Consider the following 16,558-nt stretch of genomic DNA (forward strand, 5'->3'; position numbering starts at 1 on the left):
TATGTAACATTATGGACCACATCCCGACTTCGCCCGCAAGGGCCCGCGCCCAGCCGCCAGCTTCGGCACGCTGGCATCCCCGCTTCGATCTGGCAGGCGCCTGGCTGTCGCTGGCCTGTGCCGCGCATTGCGTGGCCCTGCCCCTGCTGCTGGCCTTCACGCCCGCGGCGATGATGGCGCTGCGCTCGTTCCAGCACCCCGGCCACGCGGCGATGACCGCGCTGCTGGTGATGTCACGCTGGGAATGGCTGTTCGCGCTGCTGGCCTCGACGATCGCCGTGCTCAGCACCGCCGCCGGCCGGCGCCGCCATCAGCGGGCACTGCCGCTGTGCGTGGCCCTTGCAGGCGCGATCCTGCTGCTGTCCGCCTCGCTGTACCTGCCGTTGAAGGAATCGCTGCTCTGGCATGGCGCTGCTACCGCCTGCGGAGGGGTGATGCTGGCCGTCGCACATCTGCGCAACCGGCGGGCCCTGCGGTCCGCCGGCTGATGCTCCTTCAGAACCGGTAGCCGACCTCGGCACCGACAATGCGCGGGCTGTCCACTGGACCGTAGTAGTTGCCATCGCGGCCGAAGGCCAGGTTGTCGAAGATCAGGCCGTTGATGCGCCGCTTGTCGGTCAGGTTCTGCACGAACACGCGGGTGCTCCACGGGCCCCGCTCGTAACCCAGCTGCACGCCCAGCACCGTCACGGCCGGCTGGAACGCGCGGTTGCGCTCGTCCAGCGCACTGGAACCGGTGAACTGCGATTCCACCCGGGCATAGATGCCGGACTCGAACTGATACCGCGCGGCCAGGTAGCCGGTGTAGTGCGGCGTCAGCTTGACCCGCTTGCCATGCAGGTTCTCCTGCGGGCTGACCCACAGCTTGGTGTACGTCGCATCGACATAGCCGACATTGGCCATCACCGTGAACCCCGGCGCGACTTCAAACACCCCTTCCAGCTCTGCACCGCGCGAACGTATCGAGGCATCCGAGCCCACGTAGTCGGAGGAGATCGGCCGGCCGTTGGCATCGGTGGCCACCTGGATTTCCTGCCAGTTGTCCGAGCTGATATGGAACAGCGCGCCGCCGATATGGCCGCGGCCGCCCGCCAGGTTCATCTTGAAGCCCACTTCGTGGCTCCACATGCGTTCGGATTCGTAGCGCAGCACCTTGTCGTTGATCACATCGCTCTGCGCGGCGGCCAGGTTGAAGCCACCGGGGATGTAGCCCTTGGCCGAGGCCGCATAGAACGACAGATTGTCGCTGGCGTCGTAGCGCAGCGAGACGCGCGGCAACGTCGCCGAGAACGTATGCGCCAGGGCGGCGTCGCGGTAGCGCACCAGGCCCCCGGCACCGAGGTCGAGGAATCCGGCGCGCTGTTCGGTGGAACGGTGGGCCTGCTCGTGGCGGATGCCGAGGCTGGCGGTCAGCTTCGGCAACGCCGGCAGCGTGTAGCTGGCGGTGGCGAACACACTGTAGTCCTCACCCTTGGAGGTCTGCCGCGGTGCCAGGTTGTAACTGTCCAGGCCGCGCAGCGCCGGGCCGACGAAGGTGCCCTGGATCGAATCCTTGTCGATGCGGTAGGTCGATACACCGGCCATCCAGGTCAGCGCCTGGTCGCTGGGCGAGCTGAAGCGCGCCTCGGCATTCCATGCATCCTTCCTGTCGTAGATGTAGCCGGCCAACGCGGAGCTGGCCGTCATGTCGAAATCATAGCCAGCCGAGGTGGTTTCCTCGCTGCGGTACGAGGCGGCAACATCCAGGGTGCCGGCCTGCAGTTGCCACTGCGCGCTGAGGCCGGCAACGGTCTCGTCCTTTTCGGTGCGCTTGGGCGCATCGTTGATGTAGGTGAAATCACCCGCATGGCGGCCACCGTTGAGGCGATCGCCATAGGTGCGGTTGTACAGGCCGGTATCCAGCGGCAGGTACTCGTACTCGAACATGCCCGGTGCGCGTGTTCGCAGGTGATAGGCCAAGGCGTTGACGGTCACGTAATCGCTGGGGCGCCAGCGCAGCTTGCCCTGCAGGTAGCCCTCTTTCACTTCGCCGCGCGCGCCGTACGGGGTCAGGTTCTTCAGGTGGGCATCCTCATCGGAGCCCATGAACGCCACCGAGCCCGACAGCGTGCCGTCCTTGCTCAGTGGGCCAGCCAGGAAGCCATCCAAGGCCGTACCGTTGCCGTTGCCGAACCAGGTGCCGCGCACGTTCACCTCACCCTCGCGGGTATCGGCCGGCCCGCGCGTGCGCACCAGCACCAGCCCGGATTCGCTGTTGGCGCCGTACAGGGTGCCCTGCGGCCCCCGCAGCACCTCGACCGATTCCACTTGGTTGAGTACCGCGTTGCTCAGCTCGCGGAACGGAATGCCATCGATGTACACCGACGCACGGTTGACCAGGAAAGGATTGGATTCGATGCCGCGGATGGAAATGAACATGTTGCTCAGCTGGCCCATCACGTTGAACTTCACGTTGGGGGCCAGCTTGTCCAGGTCACGGAACTCGGTGACACCGGCTTCTTTCAGCGCCTGCCGGTCAAGCACGGTCACCGACAGGTCACTCTTCAGGTAGGGCGTGTCGCGCTTGGAGCCGGTGACCACCACGCCATCGAGGGTGGTGGCATCGGCGGACTGGGCGTGGGCGGGAAGAACAGGAACAAGCAACGACGCTGCGACGAGGGCAACGGAGGAAACGGGGGCTTTCAAGGGCAACCTCATAAGGAACGGAAACGCGCCTGGCGGGCCGGCTGGCGCAAACTGTTATCCTGTAACATTCCGCGTTCGCCGCCACTCCATTGCAGTCAGCGCTGCTCCATTCCTGGACCCGCCATGCCCGCCCTCGCCGACCAGTTGCACCGGGAAGTCGCCCAGCCCATGGCCGGAACCGTGACCAGCGAGGATGGCTCGGTCGTTCTGCTGCACCATGGCTTCCAGGCCAGCGAAGGCCCCATGGGGCACCCGCACCAGCTGCGGCTGGGCCTGCTGCTGGCCGGTGGCGGCAACCTGTACCAACGCACCACTGGCGGGGTCCTGCAGGCACGGTGGCATCCGGGCCAGTTCAACGTGGTACTGCCGGGCGATCATGGACACTACGCCAGCCCTGCCGCGGAGCTGCTGGGAATGGCCATCGATACCGCGCAGTGGCGTGATGCGCCTGGCGGCTTCCCGGACGTCCCCTCCCTTTCCCTGCGGCTGCATCGCGACCCGGTCATCGCCTCCGTGCTGCAGGCGCTATGGTCCAGCGCGCAGGTTGACGCCTGCGTGCCCGGCTTCCTGCAGTACGGTGCAGAGGTAGTGGTGCGGCGATTGGCCCAGCTTGCCGGCCATCCGCCCGCCCGGCCACGCATGGCCGCACCGCTGTCATCGCGGCAGCTGCGCCAGCTGCAGGGCTTCATCGATGAACACCGTTCCCAGCCGCTGGATGTCGCAGCACTGGCCGGCGTACTCGGCATGGAACCAACCACCTTCAGCCGCGCGCTGCGCGCCGCCACCGGCACGCCACCGTATGCCTACCTGACCCAGCGCCGCATGCACTGGGCGCAGCAGGCGCTGCAGCGCGGCCTCAGCGTGACCGAGGTGGCCATGGCCTGCGGCTACGCCAATCCCAGCAAGTTCAGCGCTGCCTTCCGCCGCGTTGTCGGCACCCTCCCGTCAGAGTGGCTACCGTAGATCCACGCCATGCGTGGATGGGCCGCCGTGCGCGCGCTCCGTCTCGAACACACCCGCCACCCAATCGATGAATACCCGCAACCGTGGCGACGGCGTGCGGTTGCGCGGATAGACCAGGCTGACCGGGCTCGGCGTGGGCGGCATATCCGGCAACAGCTCCAGCAACCGCCCGCGCGCGATGTACGGGGCCATCCGGTAACGCGGTGCCTGGATGATGCCCAGCCCGGCCAGCGCGGCACCGAGGAAGGCGTCGGCACCGGACACCCGCACGCGTGCCGGCAACGGCACATGGCGCACCTGGCCGCCGTGCTCGAACTCCAGCGGAATCAGCTGGCCGGTGGCGCTGGAACGGTAGCCGACCATCTGATGTCCCGCCGCCAGCGACGCGATGCTCTCCGGCTGCCCGTGCGCCTGCACGTAGGCAGGCGACGCCACCGTGACCTCGCGCAGCAACGCCAGGCGCCGCGCGGCCAGATCGCTGTCGGCCAGGGTGCCCACGCGGATGGCCGCATCCACGCCCTCGCGCAGCAGGTCGACATAGCGGTCGCCCTCGCTGACCTCCAGTTCGATGTCCGGGTAACGCTGCAGGAAATCCGGCAGGTGCGGGAACAGCAGGTGACGCCCCAGCGTTCCGTGCACTTCGATGCGCAGTGGCCCACGCGGTGGCACGTCACGGAACGCGGCTTCGGCATCGTCCATGTCCGCGATCAGGCGCAGGCAGCGGCCATAGAAGGCTTCCCCTTCCAGCGTCGGCACCACCACGCGCGTGGTCCGGTGCAGCAGGCGCACGCCCAGGCGCTGCTCCAATGCCTTGATCGCGTCGGTCACCGTGGCCCGCGGCAGCCCCAGGTCTTCGGCGGCCCGGCTGAAGCTGCGGCGCTCGACAATCCGCACGAAAGCACGCAGGGCGGTGAATCGGTCCATTGTTCGACTGGCCGGATGATGTTTCCGGATTATCCCTGATTATCCGCGACGGCGGAGAGACGAAGATGGCCCTGCGCCATGCCGGCGTGCCTTCCTGGAATGTGCCATGACCTCCCCCGCTTCCCGCCCTGTCGCCCTGGTCACCGGCGGCTCCCGTGGCATCGGCGCTGCGATCTCGCGCCGCCTGGCCGCCGACGGCCACGCCGTGGTGATCAACTATGCCGGCCGCCGCGACGAGGCCGAAGCCCTGGCTGCCGAACTGAGCGCCCATGGCGGCCAGGCCGTGGCCCTGCAGGCCGATGTCGCCGACCCGCAAGCCGTGCATGCCCTGTTCGACGCGATCGAGGCGCGCTTCGGTGGCATCGATGTGGTGGTCAACAGTGCCGGCGTGCTGCAGTTGGCTGCACTGGCCGACAGCGATGATGCATTGTTCGACCGCGTGATCGGCATCAACCTCAAGGGCGCATTCAACGTGCTGCGCGAGGCTGCACGCCGCGTGCGCGACGGTGGCCGCATCGTCACCCTGAGCACCAGCGTGGTGGGCATCAAGCTGGAAAACTACAGCGTGTATGCCGCCAGCAAGGCCGCGGTGGAGACGATGGGGGCGATCCTCAGCAAGGAGCTGCGTGGGCGGGGCATCACCGTGAACGCGGTGGCACCCGGGCCGACCGCCACCGATCTGTTCCTGGACGGGAAGTCGCCGGAGCTGATTGATCGGCTGGCGAAGACGAATCCTTTGGAGCGGCTGGGTACGCCGGAAGACATCGCCGGTGCGGTGGCGTTCCTGGCCGGTGCCGATGGCGGCTGGATCAATGGCCAGGTGCTGCGCGCCAATGGTGGGATGGTGTAGATCGCATGCCAACCAAGGTTGGCATCCACCAGCGGTGTGCGCGGTTCCGGTAGACGCCAACCTTGGTTGGCGCCGTCCATCAACGCCGGGCATGGCCCGGCGCTACCGTGGGTGTTACCGCGACATCGAATACGGTGCCTGCGCGCCCTGCCCCGGCCAGTCCTTGTTCGGTTCGGCCCGCATGGTGAAGTGCAGCTCGCCACCGGCCAGGATCTCATCGTGGCGCAGGAAGGTGCGCTGCAACGGCTTGCCGTTGAGGGTCACGCTGCCGACATAGGTGTGCTTGTCGTCCAGGCCTTCGGCCACGATGGTGAAGGTCTTTCCGTTCGGCAACCGCATTGCGGTCTTCGGCAGGAACGGCCGGCCGAGGATGTACTCGCCCGAGCCCGGCGCCACCGGGTAGAAGCCCAGCGCGGTGAACACATACCACGCCGACATCTGGCCCACGTCATCGTTGCCAGCCAGGCCATCGGGGCGATCGGCGTACTGGGTGTCCATGATCTGCTTCAGGCGTGCCTGCGTGCGCCACGGCTGGCCGGCATACGAGTACAGGTAAGCCACGTGGTGGCTGGGTTCGTTGCCATGCGCATACCAGCCGATCAGGCCGGTGATGTCTTCCATGTGTTCGAAGATGGCCGGATCGACCTTGGCATTGAACACTTCATCCAGGCGCGCCAGCAGCTTGTCGCTGCCACCGTGCGCGGCGGCCAGACCAGCCACGTCCTGCGGCACGTACCACGAGTACTGCCAGGCATTGCCCTCGGTGTAGTCGGTGCCGTAGCCGCTGGCGCTGGGGTCGAACGGGGTGCGGAAGTTGCCATCGCGCTTGCGCGCACGCATGAAGCCGGTGTCCTTGTCGAAGGCATTGCGCCAGTTGCCGGCACGCTTGTCGAAGGTTGCCGCCACATCGGCCTTGCCCATCGCCTGCGCCATGCGCGCGATGGTCCAGTCGTCGAACGCGTATTCCAGCGTCTTGCTGGCGGCTTCGCCTTCTTCGTCGATCGGCACGTAGCCCAGCTCACGATACTGCGCGATGCCATCGTAAGGACCGTAGTTGGCGGTCTCCACCATCGCCTTCAGCGCCTTGTCCGCGTCGAAACCACGGATACCCTTCACGTAGGCATCGGCGATCACCGGCACCGCGTGGTAGCCGATCATGCACCAGTCTTCCAGGCCATGGAACGACCACACCGGCAACATGCCGTAAGGGCTGTGCTCATGATGGGCCAGCATGGAATTGACGAAATCGCTGTTGCGCTTCTCCGGCTGCACCAGGGTCAGCAGCGGGTGCAGGGCACGGTAGGTATCCCACAGCGAGAACGTCGAATAGTTCGTATAGCCCTTTGCCTGGTGCACGGCATTGTCGGCGCCGCGGTACTGGCCGTCGGCATCCATGAACAGCGTCGGCCCCAGCAGCGTGTGGTACAGCGCGGTGTAGGCGCTGCGACGTGCATGCTCCGGCGCGTCGATATCCAGCACCGACAACGCCTGCGTCCACTCCTGCTTTGCCTGCGCGCGCACGCGGTCGAAATCGAAGTCGGCCACTTCGGCATCCAGGTTGGCGATGGCGCCCGCCTCGCTGACCGGCGAGATCGCCACCTTCACCACCAGCGGCGCCTCCAGCTTGCCGAAGTCGAAGGTACCTACCAGCTGCCGCCCCTCGATCTGCGCGCGCTGCTTCGGGTCTTTCTCGCCCGGGGGCGCAAAGCCCTTGTAGACGATGTCCTGTTCGGTGTTGTGCAGTTCGTGGCTGGCCAGCGGCCGCGAGAAACGCATCGCAAAATACAGCTGGCGGCCAGCGGCCCAACCGCGGGTCTCGCGGAAACCGGTGATGGTGCCATCGCCACGCACGCGTACCCGCGACCACAGGATCTTGCCCGGGTAGTCATACATGCTGGTACGCATGTCCAGCAGCACCTTGGCCTCGGTGCCCTTCGGGAACGCATAGCGATGCACGCCCACGCGGGCACTGGTGGTCAGCTCGGCGCGCACCTTGTAGTCGTCCAGGGTAACGGCGTAGTAGCCCGGCTCTGCCTTCTCTTCATCGTGGCGGAAGCGCGAGGCGTAACCACTGCGAGGCTTTTCCGGGTCGCCGCGCTCCAGGCCCGGGCTGCCGGTGAACGGCATCAGCAGGATGTCGCCCAGGTCTGAATGGCCGGTGCCGGAAAAATGCGTGTGCGAGAAGCCGACGATGCTGCTGTCGTCATAGCGATAGCCCGCTGCCCAGCCATAGGCCTTCTCACGCGGCTGGATGCGCGTATCCGGGCTGAGCTGGACCATGCCGAACGGCACCGTCGCACCGGGGTAGGTATGCCCCTCACCGCCGGTACCGATGAACGGATCGACCGAGGCATAGGCCTTGTCGGCAGCGGTCTTGGCCGGGGCGGCCACAGCCAGCCCGGAGGCGAACATCGCCGTGGCGGCGACAGCGATCAGGAGACGACGGTCCAGCGTGGGCATCGGCATTTGGATCGATTCAGGTGGTGGTCAGATCCTAGCACCGGGGTGGCGGTGTCGCATGCTGCGCTGCGGTCATGCATGACGACCCGCCCTGCCGGACGAAGGATGCGGCGACAGGGCGGGCCGAATCATCAGCGGGCTGCCAGCTCCTTTCCATCACTGGCCTGGCACCAGGTCTTGCCGCTCGCCGGGCATCCACTGGCATCGCCCAACAACTGGCCGAGCAGTGCCTGCCATTGCTCCCGGTCCTCCATGTACCGCTCCACGCCGTGCTCATGGTGGCCTGTCGCCGGCACCGGGAAGCCGATCACCATCAGTTGCCCGGCCTGCGGTGCGAGCGCCTTGCGTGACCATTGGAATGCTTCGGCGGTGCGCACAGCCATGCAGGTGTTCCCGCCAATCGCGCATGACACACCCAGTTTGGTGGCCGCTTTGTCACGTGGGCTGGTGCCGAGGATCAAGCGCGTCGGTACTACGCCTTTGGTGCCCTGGGCGAAGCCGTCGAAGGCGCTCAGTGGCTGCGCCGGAATCAACATGGCCACTCGCAGGTCCGTGATGTTCCTCGGCACGGCGTAGGCGCCATCAAGCGCCCCGGCACGCTCCTTCAGCTGTACCGACCCCTCGAAGCCGCGATAGCTGTGACTGCCATCGCCCAACGCGTTGGTCACCACGTAGGCCCCGGAGCTGTGGGTGAATATCCTCACCCGCAGGTCTGCATCCAGCTGATTCAGCACACGGCGCAGTTGCTGTCCCACGCGCGGGCCGTTGTACTGGGCCTCGCCCCAGATGCCGATGCCGGCGTCGTTTCCCAGCAGCCCATCCCAATACACGCGAGTGCTGCGCACTTGCGGATAAGCCTCCAACACCGCCTTTTCGAAGGGCACGAGCCACTTGTTGGCGCCGCGGAAATCGTTGTTGAACCCGTGCACCACCAGCAGCACGTCCGCGCCCTTCTGTGCATTCAACTGCTTCACTACCGTCCTTCGCAGCGCGTCCTGCACCGCCTCCCAATCACGGTCGAAATCGCTGCTGCCTTCAACCTGCGCATGCGCAAGCATGCTTCTTCCATTCGGGCTCGCCGGTACTGGCCTGCCATCGGTACATGCCACGCAGCGTCACCACTTCCAGTGGCGCTACGGCACCCACGTCCGGATCGAGGGCCAGCATCGCCGCGGTATCAACCGGCACGCCGAACGGCGGATAGAGATCGCCGGCGCGGTCGAGGAAAATGGCATCGGGCGCCTGCTGCCTCTCTCCGTCCGGGTACACCACGTTGGCGGCGTGTGCCGTGCTGACTAAGAGCGTCGCGGCAAGCATCATCATGTTGCTCAGAAACCTGTTCATCGTTACCCCCTGTTCGTCCAATGATCGACAAATGGGCGCGGCAAGCCGCCCATCGATGCAGTTGCAACGGCAGACAACGGTCCTGCGGGTTCGGTACCGACGCCTTCCCCGGCGCCGGCCCCGCCGTTATACCGCATCACGCCACGGCCTGCCCGTGCCCGGGAGGACGTCGTCCAGGGCATGCCTCTGACGCATATGGCCTTGCAGAAGTACAAGCCGTTGCATGGAAACCACGCGGCTCGCCTGAGATCCTTTCCGAACCGTTGGCGACAACAGGAGGGTCTTTGATGACGCTGCATATCGCGATTGAAGCCACACAGATGAAGTCAGGCCACGGCCGACGCTACCGGTGGCGAGCACGCGAATGCGGCAAGGGTTCTACAGGTTGGCAATCCGGCCCGCGACCTGCGCACGATGACACCGCAGCGCACACTCGCTGCCGGGCGTGGAACCCCGGAATGAGCTACGAGAGCTGCTTGCCGTGACTACGGTGGGCGGTGCGCGGCGGCCGCATGGCCCTCCGGCTTTTCTCGTAGCTCAGCCGAAGTTCCAACCCCGCACCGCCCGCCACCCTTGCGGTGGCCACGTCCCCTCAAGGAGCCATCGCATGTCGCATGAACCGCCCATCCTGACCCCGGAAATGGAATCCCTGTTCTTCCGCATCGAGCATGCCCTGAACACCGCCGAGGGCATGGCGATGATGATCGGCGAGAACGAACCGGCCGACCCGCAGGCGCATCTGCGCCCGGGCTATAACCTGCAGAAGATCACTGTAGCGATGATGGCACTGAGCCAGCATGGCCGGCGGTTGCTGCATGAACTGCGCGAGCAGCATGTGCGGGTGACGCTGCATTGAAGCGTGTAGAGCCGAGCCCATGCTCGACTCTGGTGTGATCGAGCACTACGGTTGGTGACGGAGCACGCCGAGCATGGGCTCGGCTCTACACGGGCCGGTCAATCCGGCAGCGCGCTTTGCAGTGTGGCGAGATCTGCCGCAGCCACCGGCCGCACCACGCGCGCCACTTCCTTGCCGTCACGCAACAGGATCACCGTCGGCCACAGCTTCACCTGGTACGAGCGGCCCAGCGGTTTTCCCTTGCCGTCTTCGATCTTCCAGTGCGGCAGATCATGCGCATCCACGAAGGCCTGCAGCGCCGGTTGCGCGGCCTGGCAATGGCCGCACCACGGCGCGCCGAATTCCAGCAGCAGCCAACCGGCCTGCGCATCCACCTCCGCGCGGGCCGGTTCGGCTGCAACGTGATCACGCATGAAGGGCATGCGGTTACGCCTGCAGCGTGCGCTGAATGTCTTCCAGCGGCGCGTTGGTCAGATCCTTGGCGATGTCGACCAGCAACCGCGCCTGCGTTTCCTTATGCAGCAACGGACGGATGCGGCCGAGCGTGGTGGGGTCGGCGATCAGCACCAGATGCGCATAGCGGTTGTTGAGCGCATCTTCGTTGAGCTGCTCGGCCACCTGCTTGGCGAAGGTCGCTTCGTTGAGCTGCGAGATCGACATGTCCTTGGGTACCGCGCCCGACGGCCCCTGTCCGGACACACCCTGCTCGCTGATGTCCTGCAGGCGCAGCTCGCCTTCCTGCTTCAAGGTGAGCTTCTGCTCGCTGCCGACGTTGGTGAACACGCGGGCCGAGCCACCATCGGCGACGATAACCAGGGTGCCTTCGGGAATGCGACGGGTCATGCGTTACTCCTTGCGTTGGTTCGTAACCACCGTAAAAGGCGCGGCGTGAGCGAGGTGAGCACAACATGTTCATTCGATGTGCGTGGGTCATCTGCATGAACAGGCAAGATGGAACGCTGCGTTCGTACCAGCGCGATTCTCGGCACGCTCACACTGTAACCGTTATCATGAACCCATGATCGACACGACCCACTGCGCGTCAGCACTTGTTGCTGGCATGCGGGAAGCACTGCCGACCGGCGCTTCGCTTTCCATCATTGCATCCCCCTCGCCTTTCCATCGCCTCGCGCTGGATCCCGGCGGATGACGCCTGCGGGCCCCGCCCCGCCTGCCCCCTGCGCCTGCCACCACCCCACGTGCACTGACGCGGTCTGACACGTAATCGGACCCATCCGTTCGTCCTGCATGTCGTCCTGCGTTCTGGCAGCGGGCAATGCTTGTCGCGTGCGCGGCGTTTGATCGCACACACCTTTCGCCCCGTTCCGGGCCTTCCATTCGATGCCCCTGCGCCTGCTGCGCCAGCATCGCCGTTTCCGACTTTCGGGACATCCGTACCGCCCATTCCACTCCATTTCCATTCTTCCAAGGGAGTCCCCATGCAGGACAACTCCGATGCCCATGCCCATTTCGGCTGGTTCAAACGCCGCCGCCATCTGAAGGTCGACGAGATTACCGTTGTCGACAAGCCCATGCTCAAGCGCGCCGTGGGCGCCGCTGCACTTGGCAATGCGATGGAATGGTTCGACTTCGGTGTCTATGGCTATCTTGCCGTCACCATTGGCCAGGTGTTCTTCCCCTCCAGCAACCCCACCGCGCAGGTGATCGCTGCGTTCGCCACGTTCACCGTGGCCTTCCTGGTACGCCCGCTGGGCGGCATGGTCTTCGGGCCCTTGGGCGACCGCTACGGGCGCCAGAAGGTACTGGCCTTCACCATGATCATGATGGCCCTGGGCACCTTCGCCATCGGCCTGATTCCCTCTTACGAACGCATCGGCATCTGGGCACCGGTGCTGCTGCTGCTCGCGCGCGTGGTGCAGGGCTTCTCCACCGGTGGCGAGTATGGCGGCGCGGCAACGTTCATCGCCGAGTACTCCACCGACCGCAACCGCGGCCTGATGGGCAGTTGGCTGGAGTTCGGCACGCTGGGCGGCTACATCGCCGGTGCCGGTACGGTCACCGCCCTGCACATGCTGCTGAGCAGCGAACAGATGCTGGACTGGGGCTGGCGCATTCCGTTCCTGGTGGCCGGCCCACTCGGCCTGCTGGGCCTGTACATGCGCATGCGGCTGGAGGAAACGCCGGCGTTCCGTGCCTATGCAGAGGAAGCAGAGAAGCGTGACCACGAACGTCCGGGCCTGGGTGAGCTGCTGCGAGTGCACGGTCGCCAGCTGATCGTGTGCATGAGCCTGGTGCTGGTGTTCAACGTGACCGACTACATGCTGCTGACCTACATGCCCAGCTACCTGAGCGTGACCATGGGCTATGCCGAGAGCAAGGGCCTGCTGCTGATCATCATCGTGATGCTGGTGATGATGCCGTTGAACATCGTCGGTGGCCTTTTCAGCGACAAGCTGGGCCGGCGCCCGATGATCATCGGCGCCTGCATCGCGCTGCTGGTGCTGGCGGTGCCGAGCCTGCTGCTGGTGGGCAGCGGCAACGACTGGCTCATCTTCCTTGGGCTGATGCTGCTGGGCCTGGCGCTGGTGTGCTTCACCAGTTCGATGCCGTCCACGCTGCCGGCACTGTTCTATACGCCGGTGCGCTACAGCGCGCTGTCCATTGCGTTCAACGTGTCGGTGTCGCTGTTCGGTGGCACCACGCCACTGGTGACCGCCTGGCTGGTGGAGCGCACCGGCGATCCGCTGGTGCCGGCCTACTACCTGATGGGCGCCGCGGTGATCGGCCTGATCACGATGATCTTCGTGAAGGAAACCGCCGGCCTGCCGCTGCGCGGTTCGCCGCCGGCCGTGGGCTGCAACAAGGAGGCGGCCGCGCTGTTGAAGAGCGATGCGCCGGTGACGGTGGACCGCGCCCTGCCGCCGTTGCCGGACCTGGCCGAGCCGGAACAGGTGACCCCGGCCTAAGTGCCAGGGGCAGCGCCGGGCAGTGCCTGGCGCTGCCGGCTGCGCAGCGCTAGTCGGCGCGGGTCAGCTTGCCCGGGGTCCAGCGCAGGGTCCAGACATAGTCGCCATCCGGCGGGCAGACATGCTTGTAGCCCACGACATCGCAGGTGCTCGCACCGGCAACGACCTTGAACGCGACGATGATGCGGTCACCTTCGATCCTGATGGAATGCACGGCACCCGGAATCTGCTCGCCCGCATCATCGCCGTAACCTGACGCGCGGATGGCGGCGAAGTCCTCTGCCTCCACAGGCGACAGGCTCTTGGGGTTTTCCTTGCCGCGTGGATCATCCGCTGCCAGCGCCGTCATCACCGCAATCACATTGCTCTGTGCGAACGAGCCACCGGTATAGGTCGACGTATAGAGATATATGACCTCCGCACGACCATCACCGTCCAGGTCGGCAACGGCGGTCCACACCGGGCGGAAATCACTTTCGATGTCATCGCCGGGGATACGCCGCAACGAGGCCTCGGCTGCGTGGAACGCCTGTACCAGGCTCGGTGGCGATGCCTTCGATGCCGCAAATACCGGGTCACAACCGACCAGCGCCCAAAATGCGAATGCGGAAGGCAACAGGATGGAACGGGAAAATGCAGATCCGTGCATGGTGTTCTCCTTGGTGAATGGCGCAGCCGGTAATGCGGTTACTCGGCGCGGGTCAGCTTGCCCGGGGCCCAGCGGTACACCCAGGCATGCTGCCCTTCCGGTGGGCAGGTCACCTTGCCACGCACGCACAGCTTTGAATTGCGGGTGCTGTTGAAGGTGACGCGGATACGGTCGCCGTCCATGGTGATCGTTTCCATTTCGCCGGGAATGTGCACGGCAGCGTCATCGGCGTAACCGGATGCGCGGATCAACGCGTAGGTTTCGTCGTCATAGGCGGATTTGCCCGGCGATGCGGCCTGGCCCCGTGCATCGCCTTCGGCCAGCGGGGTCATCACCACCAGTTCGTTGAGCTGCATTGCGCTGCCGGTCTGGGTCGCGGTGTAGAGATAAACGATTTCCGGGCGGCCATCGCCATCGAGGTCGGCATTACCGGCCCACAGCGGGCGGTAGTCATACTGGCTGTCGGTGCCCGGGTGCAGGCGCAGGGACGCCTCGGCGGTACGACGTGCCTTGTCGTAGCTCATCGGCTCGTTCTTCGCCTCGTCCTTGACGTCGGACGGCGTTGCATCCTGGGCAAGCAGCGGCGCCGCCACCGTCAATGCCATGGCCGCCACCAGCGCGCGCAGGCCGATGGCCTGCCAGTGCTTCCGCTCGTACATCCCTGTTCCTCGATCACTGAATCTGCGGAGTCGGATCATCGCACAGGCGGGCCGGCGAGCGGCGTGCTGTCGGCATGCAGTTCCATCGCGCGCATGACGATGGGCTTGGCCCAGTCCGGGGTGTGCAGCAGTTCCACCACTGACACCGGATACTGCAGGCCCTTGCGATCCAGCGCCAGCACAGGCAAGGGGGCAACACGTCCGTAGCGATCGGCCGGCGCGCTGTTGTCGTACACGTGCAGTTCGGCCAGGTGCGGCATCAATGCCAGCAGGTTCTCGCGCGCGGAATCGAAGCGTGCGCGGATCTTGTCCTGCGGGATGTCGTGGCCACCGCCAGCAACACGCGCCGCTACGCGCGACACATGCAGTTCGACAGTGGCCAACCCGCAGAACCAGATCGCCACGTCGTGCTGGCTGCAGGCCTCGCGCAACAGACGCGGAATGGTGTTGCCGCCCAAGGTGGTTTCAAAGGCAAAATCGCTGCCGTCGGCGATCGCCTGGCGCAGCCGTCGTGCGCCTTCCTGCCACGCTTCAGCGTTGGCTTCGGCCAACGGCCAGCCCGCCTCCACCAGCCGTCGGGTAAAGCTGTCCGGGTTGTACCAGCCCAGGCCGTCGGCCTCCAGCCAGGTACCGAGCAGCGAACTCTTGCCGGCGCCGTTGACGCCGGCCAACGCCAGGATCCGCCCCATGAGTCAGAGCGGACGGCCGAGCGCGACCTTGTGGCCGCGGCGGATCGGCTTGCCCATCACCTTGCCCAGCCCCTCACCCTGCTGCAGCCCGGCCAGCGCCTGGTCGAACTCGGTACGCAGGCGCGAGAGCACGTCGCTGCGCTCGTCGGTATCGCTGCCACTGGCCCTGGCCAGCAGCTCCTGGTAGGTCTTGATGTCCACGATCACCGCTTCAGGGTGGTTGTGGTTGGTGATGACCAGCGCCTGCTTCTCGCGCACGGTACGCATCAGGCTGGGCCAGCCACGGGTCTTGACCGAGGACGCCGGGGCCTTGTCGAGGCCGGGCAGGTCGAGCGGGAGGGTCATGGCACGGCTCCAGCGGAAGGATAGGAGGCCACTATACCCAATTTGGCCAAATTGGGGATAAATGCCCCCCCGCCCTTCCGCCCCGGCGGACGGGCGCGCACACGACTGGCAACGGGCTCCGCCGGGAGGGGGAACTGACATCCGCTCAGCCAGCATGCCGCCAATGCGTACGTGCAGCAGTGCGATTGGGTAGGCCAGCCGCAGTGTGCCCCGCGGTGGCACGGCCGGCATCCAGTTCTCGTACGATCGTACGGAGTGATTCCGTGGCGGCTCCGGCTCCGGCTGGCGCCGCCCTTTCCTGCAGCCGAGCATGGCTCGGCGCTACAACCGGGGATTCCCATGGCCTACGCACGCATTGTTTCGACCGCCGACAACTACCTGCACCACATCAGCAATGGCCATTTCGATGTCGCGGCCGATGAGCCCGCCTCGCTCGGTGGCCAGGGCAAGGGCTTTGCCCCGTTCGACCTGTACCTGGCCTCGCTGGCCGCGTGTACCGCCATCACCCTGCGCATGTATGCCCAGCGCAAGGGCTGGGAGCTGGGCGAGTTCCACGCCGAGCTGCGTTCCGAACGCGATGCGGACGGGCGCTTCCACGTGCACCGCGTGCTGCATGCCACCGCCGAGCTGAGTGATGCGCAGTGGCAGCGCCTGCTGGAGGTGGTGGAAAAGACCCCGGTGACGCTGGTGATGCGCGAGGGTGCACGGATCACCAGCGAGCGCGGGGTGGCTGCATAGGCGCATCCACGCATGGCGTGGATCTACTGCAGAGCCGAGCCCACGAGCCCATGCGTGGATCCACCACAACCGGTCAACGCCGTGAATGCAGCACGGTGCGCTGGCGCATGGCGTTGAACTCCTGTTCGACCTGCTGGATGTCTTCGGCCTGGAAGCCGGCGGCATCCAGCAGCTGATCGGCGGCAGCGGCAGCCAGCGGATCATCCGCGCGCTGGCGCCAGCAGCGTGCCGGCAGGAAATAGCCGACCTCGCTGCGCCCGCGCATGATGACGACCGGGCGCCCTGCATACAGCAGGAATTCGGCCAGGTGCTGGCGCAACCCCTCCACCGAGACATAGGCCGGCCCGATGCCCAGTGTGTGTGCGGCGGGCTCGGAACTCTCGAACAGCTTGCGACGGCTCATCCACTCCTCCTTTGTGCAACGCGTGGTCTTCCTTCCTTAGACGGGCGCGTCGCCGCGCCCCCGCCA

At 65.9% G+C, this 16,558-nt stretch carries 18 protein-coding genes; 6 read left to right on the top strand and 12 right to left on the bottom strand.

Features of this window, described 5'->3' with window-relative positions; genetic code table 11:
- The first annotated feature begins 11 nt into the window (after nt 1-11).
- A complete protein-coding gene (locus tag AC13GI_RS03755; RefSeq protein WP_482995548.1) occupies nt 12-488 on the top strand; it encodes a MerC domain-containing protein in 477 nt (158 codons plus the stop codon).
- Nucleotides 489-495: 7 nt separating this feature from the next.
- On the opposite strand, the gene AC13GI_RS03760 is transcribed toward AC13GI_RS03755, so the two are convergent.
- Nucleotides 496-2,685 (bottom strand): TonB-dependent receptor, encoded by a 2,190-nt coding sequence (locus AC13GI_RS03760; protein ID WP_482995549.1) that lies wholly within the window; start codon nt 2,683-2,685, stop codon nt 496-498.
- Nucleotides 2,686-2,808: 123 nt separating this feature from the next.
- Here AC13GI_RS03760 and AC13GI_RS03765 point away from each other — a divergent pair, with 123 nt between their 5' ends.
- A complete protein-coding gene (locus tag AC13GI_RS03765; protein ID WP_482995550.1) occupies nt 2,809-3,648 on the top strand; it encodes a helix-turn-helix transcriptional regulator in 840 nt (279 codons plus the stop codon).
- Here the strand turns inward: AC13GI_RS03765 and AC13GI_RS03770 are convergent.
- Nucleotides 3,640-4,572 (bottom strand): LysR family transcriptional regulator, encoded by a 933-nt coding sequence (locus AC13GI_RS03770; protein ID WP_482995551.1) that lies wholly within the window; start codon nt 4,570-4,572, stop codon nt 3,640-3,642. The two genes, AC13GI_RS03765 and AC13GI_RS03770, sit on opposite strands and share 9 nt — an antisense overlap.
- A gap of 106 nt (nt 4,573-4,678) precedes the next feature.
- Between AC13GI_RS03770 and AC13GI_RS03775 the strand changes: the two genes are divergently transcribed.
- The gene (locus AC13GI_RS03775) at nt 4,679-5,422 is read left to right on the top strand and encodes an SDR family oxidoreductase (protein ID WP_099818614.1); all 744 of its coding nucleotides are present in this window, start codon (nt 4,679-4,681) and stop codon (nt 5,420-5,422) included.
- A 114-nt stretch (nt 5,423-5,536) separates the two neighbouring features.
- Here AC13GI_RS03775 and AC13GI_RS03780 read toward each other — a convergent pair whose 3' ends face one another.
- The 3 genes from AC13GI_RS03780 to AC13GI_RS03790 form a co-directional block, all read right to left on the bottom strand.
- Nucleotides 5,537-7,888 (bottom strand): GH92 family glycosyl hydrolase, encoded by a 2,352-nt coding sequence (locus tag AC13GI_RS03780; RefSeq protein ID WP_482995552.1) that lies wholly within the window; start codon nt 7,886-7,888, stop codon nt 5,537-5,539.
- A gap of 125 nt (nt 7,889-8,013) precedes the next feature.
- Nucleotides 8,014-8,940, bottom strand: coding sequence for a hypothetical protein (locus AC13GI_RS03785; RefSeq protein ID WP_482995553.1), 927 nt, complete (start codon nt 8,938-8,940; stop codon nt 8,014-8,016).
- Nucleotides 8,918-9,205: a hypothetical protein gene (locus tag AC13GI_RS03790; RefSeq protein WP_482995554.1), complete on the bottom strand. Its 288-nt coding sequence runs from the start codon at nt 9,203-9,205 to the stop codon at nt 8,918-8,920. The genes AC13GI_RS03785 and AC13GI_RS03790 overlap by 23 nt, the downstream gene beginning before the upstream one ends.
- Nucleotides 9,206-9,833: 628 nt before the next feature.
- On the opposite strand from AC13GI_RS03790, the gene AC13GI_RS03795 reads away from it, so the two are divergent.
- Nucleotides 9,834-10,082, top strand: a complete 249-nt coding sequence (locus AC13GI_RS03795) for a hypothetical protein (RefSeq protein ID WP_099818616.1) — start codon at nt 9,834-9,836, stop codon at nt 10,080-10,082.
- Nucleotides 10,083-10,180: 98 nt separating this feature from the next.
- On the opposite strand, the gene AC13GI_RS03800 is transcribed toward AC13GI_RS03795, so the two are convergent.
- A complete protein-coding gene (locus AC13GI_RS03800) occupies nt 10,181-10,504 on the bottom strand; it encodes a thioredoxin family protein (protein ID WP_482995555.1) in 324 nt (107 codons plus the stop codon).
- Nucleotides 10,505-10,508: 4 nt separating this feature from the next.
- Nucleotides 10,509-10,925 carry a baeRF12 domain-containing protein gene (locus AC13GI_RS03805; RefSeq protein ID WP_089235798.1) on the bottom strand — a complete coding sequence of 139 codons (417 nt, stop codon included), beginning with the start codon at nt 10,923-10,925 and terminating at the stop codon, nt 10,509-10,511.
- Nucleotides 10,926-11,521: 596 nt separating this feature from the next.
- Between AC13GI_RS03805 and proP the strand changes: the two genes are divergently transcribed.
- A complete protein-coding gene (proP, locus tag AC13GI_RS03810) occupies nt 11,522-13,009 on the top strand; it encodes a glycine betaine/L-proline transporter ProP (protein ID WP_482995556.1) in 1,488 nt (495 codons plus the stop codon).
- A gap of 49 nt (nt 13,010-13,058) precedes the next feature.
- Here the strand turns inward: proP and AC13GI_RS03815 are convergent, their stop codons facing one another.
- From AC13GI_RS03815 to AC13GI_RS03830, 4 genes are read right to left on the bottom strand one after another with little or no spacing between them, the layout of a single operon-like run.
- Nucleotides 13,059-13,658: a hypothetical protein gene (locus AC13GI_RS03815; RefSeq protein WP_099818620.1), complete on the bottom strand. Its 600-nt coding sequence runs from the start codon at nt 13,656-13,658 to the stop codon at nt 13,059-13,061.
- 38 nt (nt 13,659-13,696) lie between these two features.
- Nucleotides 13,697-14,317: a hypothetical protein gene (locus AC13GI_RS03820; RefSeq protein ID WP_482995557.1), complete on the bottom strand. Its 621-nt coding sequence runs from the start codon at nt 14,315-14,317 to the stop codon at nt 13,697-13,699.
- Between the two features lie 35 nt (nt 14,318-14,352).
- A complete protein-coding gene (locus AC13GI_RS03825; protein ID WP_099818624.1) occupies nt 14,353-15,006 on the bottom strand; it encodes an ATPase in 654 nt (217 codons plus the stop codon).
- Between the two features lie 3 nt (nt 15,007-15,009).
- Nucleotides 15,010-15,351, bottom strand: a complete 342-nt coding sequence (locus AC13GI_RS03830) for a type II toxin-antitoxin system prevent-host-death family antitoxin (RefSeq protein WP_099818625.1) — start codon at nt 15,349-15,351, stop codon at nt 15,010-15,012.
- Nucleotides 15,352-15,690: 339 nt separating this feature from the next.
- Between AC13GI_RS03830 and AC13GI_RS03835 the strand changes: the two genes are divergently transcribed.
- Nucleotides 15,691-16,089 carry an OsmC family protein gene (locus tag AC13GI_RS03835; RefSeq protein WP_205407013.1) on the top strand — a complete coding sequence of 133 codons (399 nt, stop codon included), beginning with the start codon at nt 15,691-15,693 and terminating at the stop codon, nt 16,087-16,089.
- Nucleotides 16,090-16,162: 73 nt separating this feature from the next.
- On the opposite strand, the gene AC13GI_RS03840 is transcribed toward AC13GI_RS03835, so the two are convergent.
- Nucleotides 16,163-16,492 carry a hypothetical protein gene (locus AC13GI_RS03840; protein WP_482995558.1) on the bottom strand — a complete coding sequence of 110 codons (330 nt, stop codon included), beginning with the start codon at nt 16,490-16,492 and terminating at the stop codon, nt 16,163-16,165.
- Nucleotides 16,493-16,558 lie beyond the last annotated feature (66 nt).

The organism is Stenotrophomonas sp. 82F1 (assembly GCF_056861525.1).

What these genes read in the sequence shown, in the direction of transcription:
- AC13GI_RS03830 (WP_099818625.1), bottom strand. Translation starts at nt 15,351, where the DNA reads ATGACCCTCCCGCTCGACCTGCCCGGCCTCGACAAGGCCCCGGCGTCC.
- proP (WP_482995556.1), top strand. Translation starts at nt 11,522, where the DNA reads ATGCAGGACAACTCCGATGCCCATGCCCATTTCGGCTGGTTCAAACGC.
- AC13GI_RS03800 (WP_482995555.1), bottom strand. Translation starts at nt 10,504, where the DNA reads ATGCCCTTCATGCGTGATCACGTTGCAGCCGAACCGGCCCGCGCGGAG.
- AC13GI_RS03795 (WP_099818616.1), top strand. Translation starts at nt 9,834, where the DNA reads ATGTCGCATGAACCGCCCATCCTGACCCCGGAAATGGAATCCCTGTTC.
- AC13GI_RS03770 (WP_482995551.1), bottom strand. Translation starts at nt 4,572, where the DNA reads ATGGACCGATTCACCGCCCTGCGTGCTTTCGTGCGGATTGTCGAGCGC.
- AC13GI_RS03765 (WP_482995550.1), top strand. Translation starts at nt 2,809, where the DNA reads ATGCCCGCCCTCGCCGACCAGTTGCACCGGGAAGTCGCCCAGCCCATG.
- AC13GI_RS03835 (WP_205407013.1), top strand. Translation starts at nt 15,691, where the DNA reads ATGGCCTACGCACGCATTGTTTCGACCGCCGACAACTACCTGCACCAC.
- AC13GI_RS03805 (WP_089235798.1), bottom strand. Translation starts at nt 10,925, where the DNA reads ATGACCCGTCGCATTCCCGAAGGCACCCTGGTTATCGTCGCCGATGGT.
- AC13GI_RS03825 (WP_099818624.1), bottom strand. Translation starts at nt 15,006, where the DNA reads ATGGGGCGGATCCTGGCGTTGGCCGGCGTCAACGGCGCCGGCAAGAGT.
- AC13GI_RS03780 (WP_482995552.1), bottom strand. Translation starts at nt 7,888, where the DNA reads ATGCCGATGCCCACGCTGGACCGTCGTCTCCTGATCGCTGTCGCCGCC.
- AC13GI_RS03755 (WP_482995548.1), top strand. Translation starts at nt 12, where the DNA reads ATGGACCACATCCCGACTTCGCCCGCAAGGGCCCGCGCCCAGCCGCCA.
- AC13GI_RS03775 (WP_099818614.1), top strand. Translation starts at nt 4,679, where the DNA reads ATGACCTCCCCCGCTTCCCGCCCTGTCGCCCTGGTCACCGGCGGCTCC.
- AC13GI_RS03790 (WP_482995554.1), bottom strand. Translation starts at nt 9,205, where the DNA reads ATGATGATGCTTGCCGCGACGCTCTTAGTCAGCACGGCACACGCCGCC.
- AC13GI_RS03785 (WP_482995553.1), bottom strand. Translation starts at nt 8,940, where the DNA reads ATGCTTGCGCATGCGCAGGTTGAAGGCAGCAGCGATTTCGACCGTGAT.
- AC13GI_RS03840 (WP_482995558.1), bottom strand. Translation starts at nt 16,492, where the DNA reads ATGAGCCGTCGCAAGCTGTTCGAGAGTTCCGAGCCCGCCGCACACACA.
- AC13GI_RS03815 (WP_099818620.1), bottom strand. Translation starts at nt 13,658, where the DNA reads ATGCACGGATCTGCATTTTCCCGTTCCATCCTGTTGCCTTCCGCATTC.
- AC13GI_RS03820 (WP_482995557.1), bottom strand. Translation starts at nt 14,317, where the DNA reads ATGTACGAGCGGAAGCACTGGCAGGCCATCGGCCTGCGCGCGCTGGTG.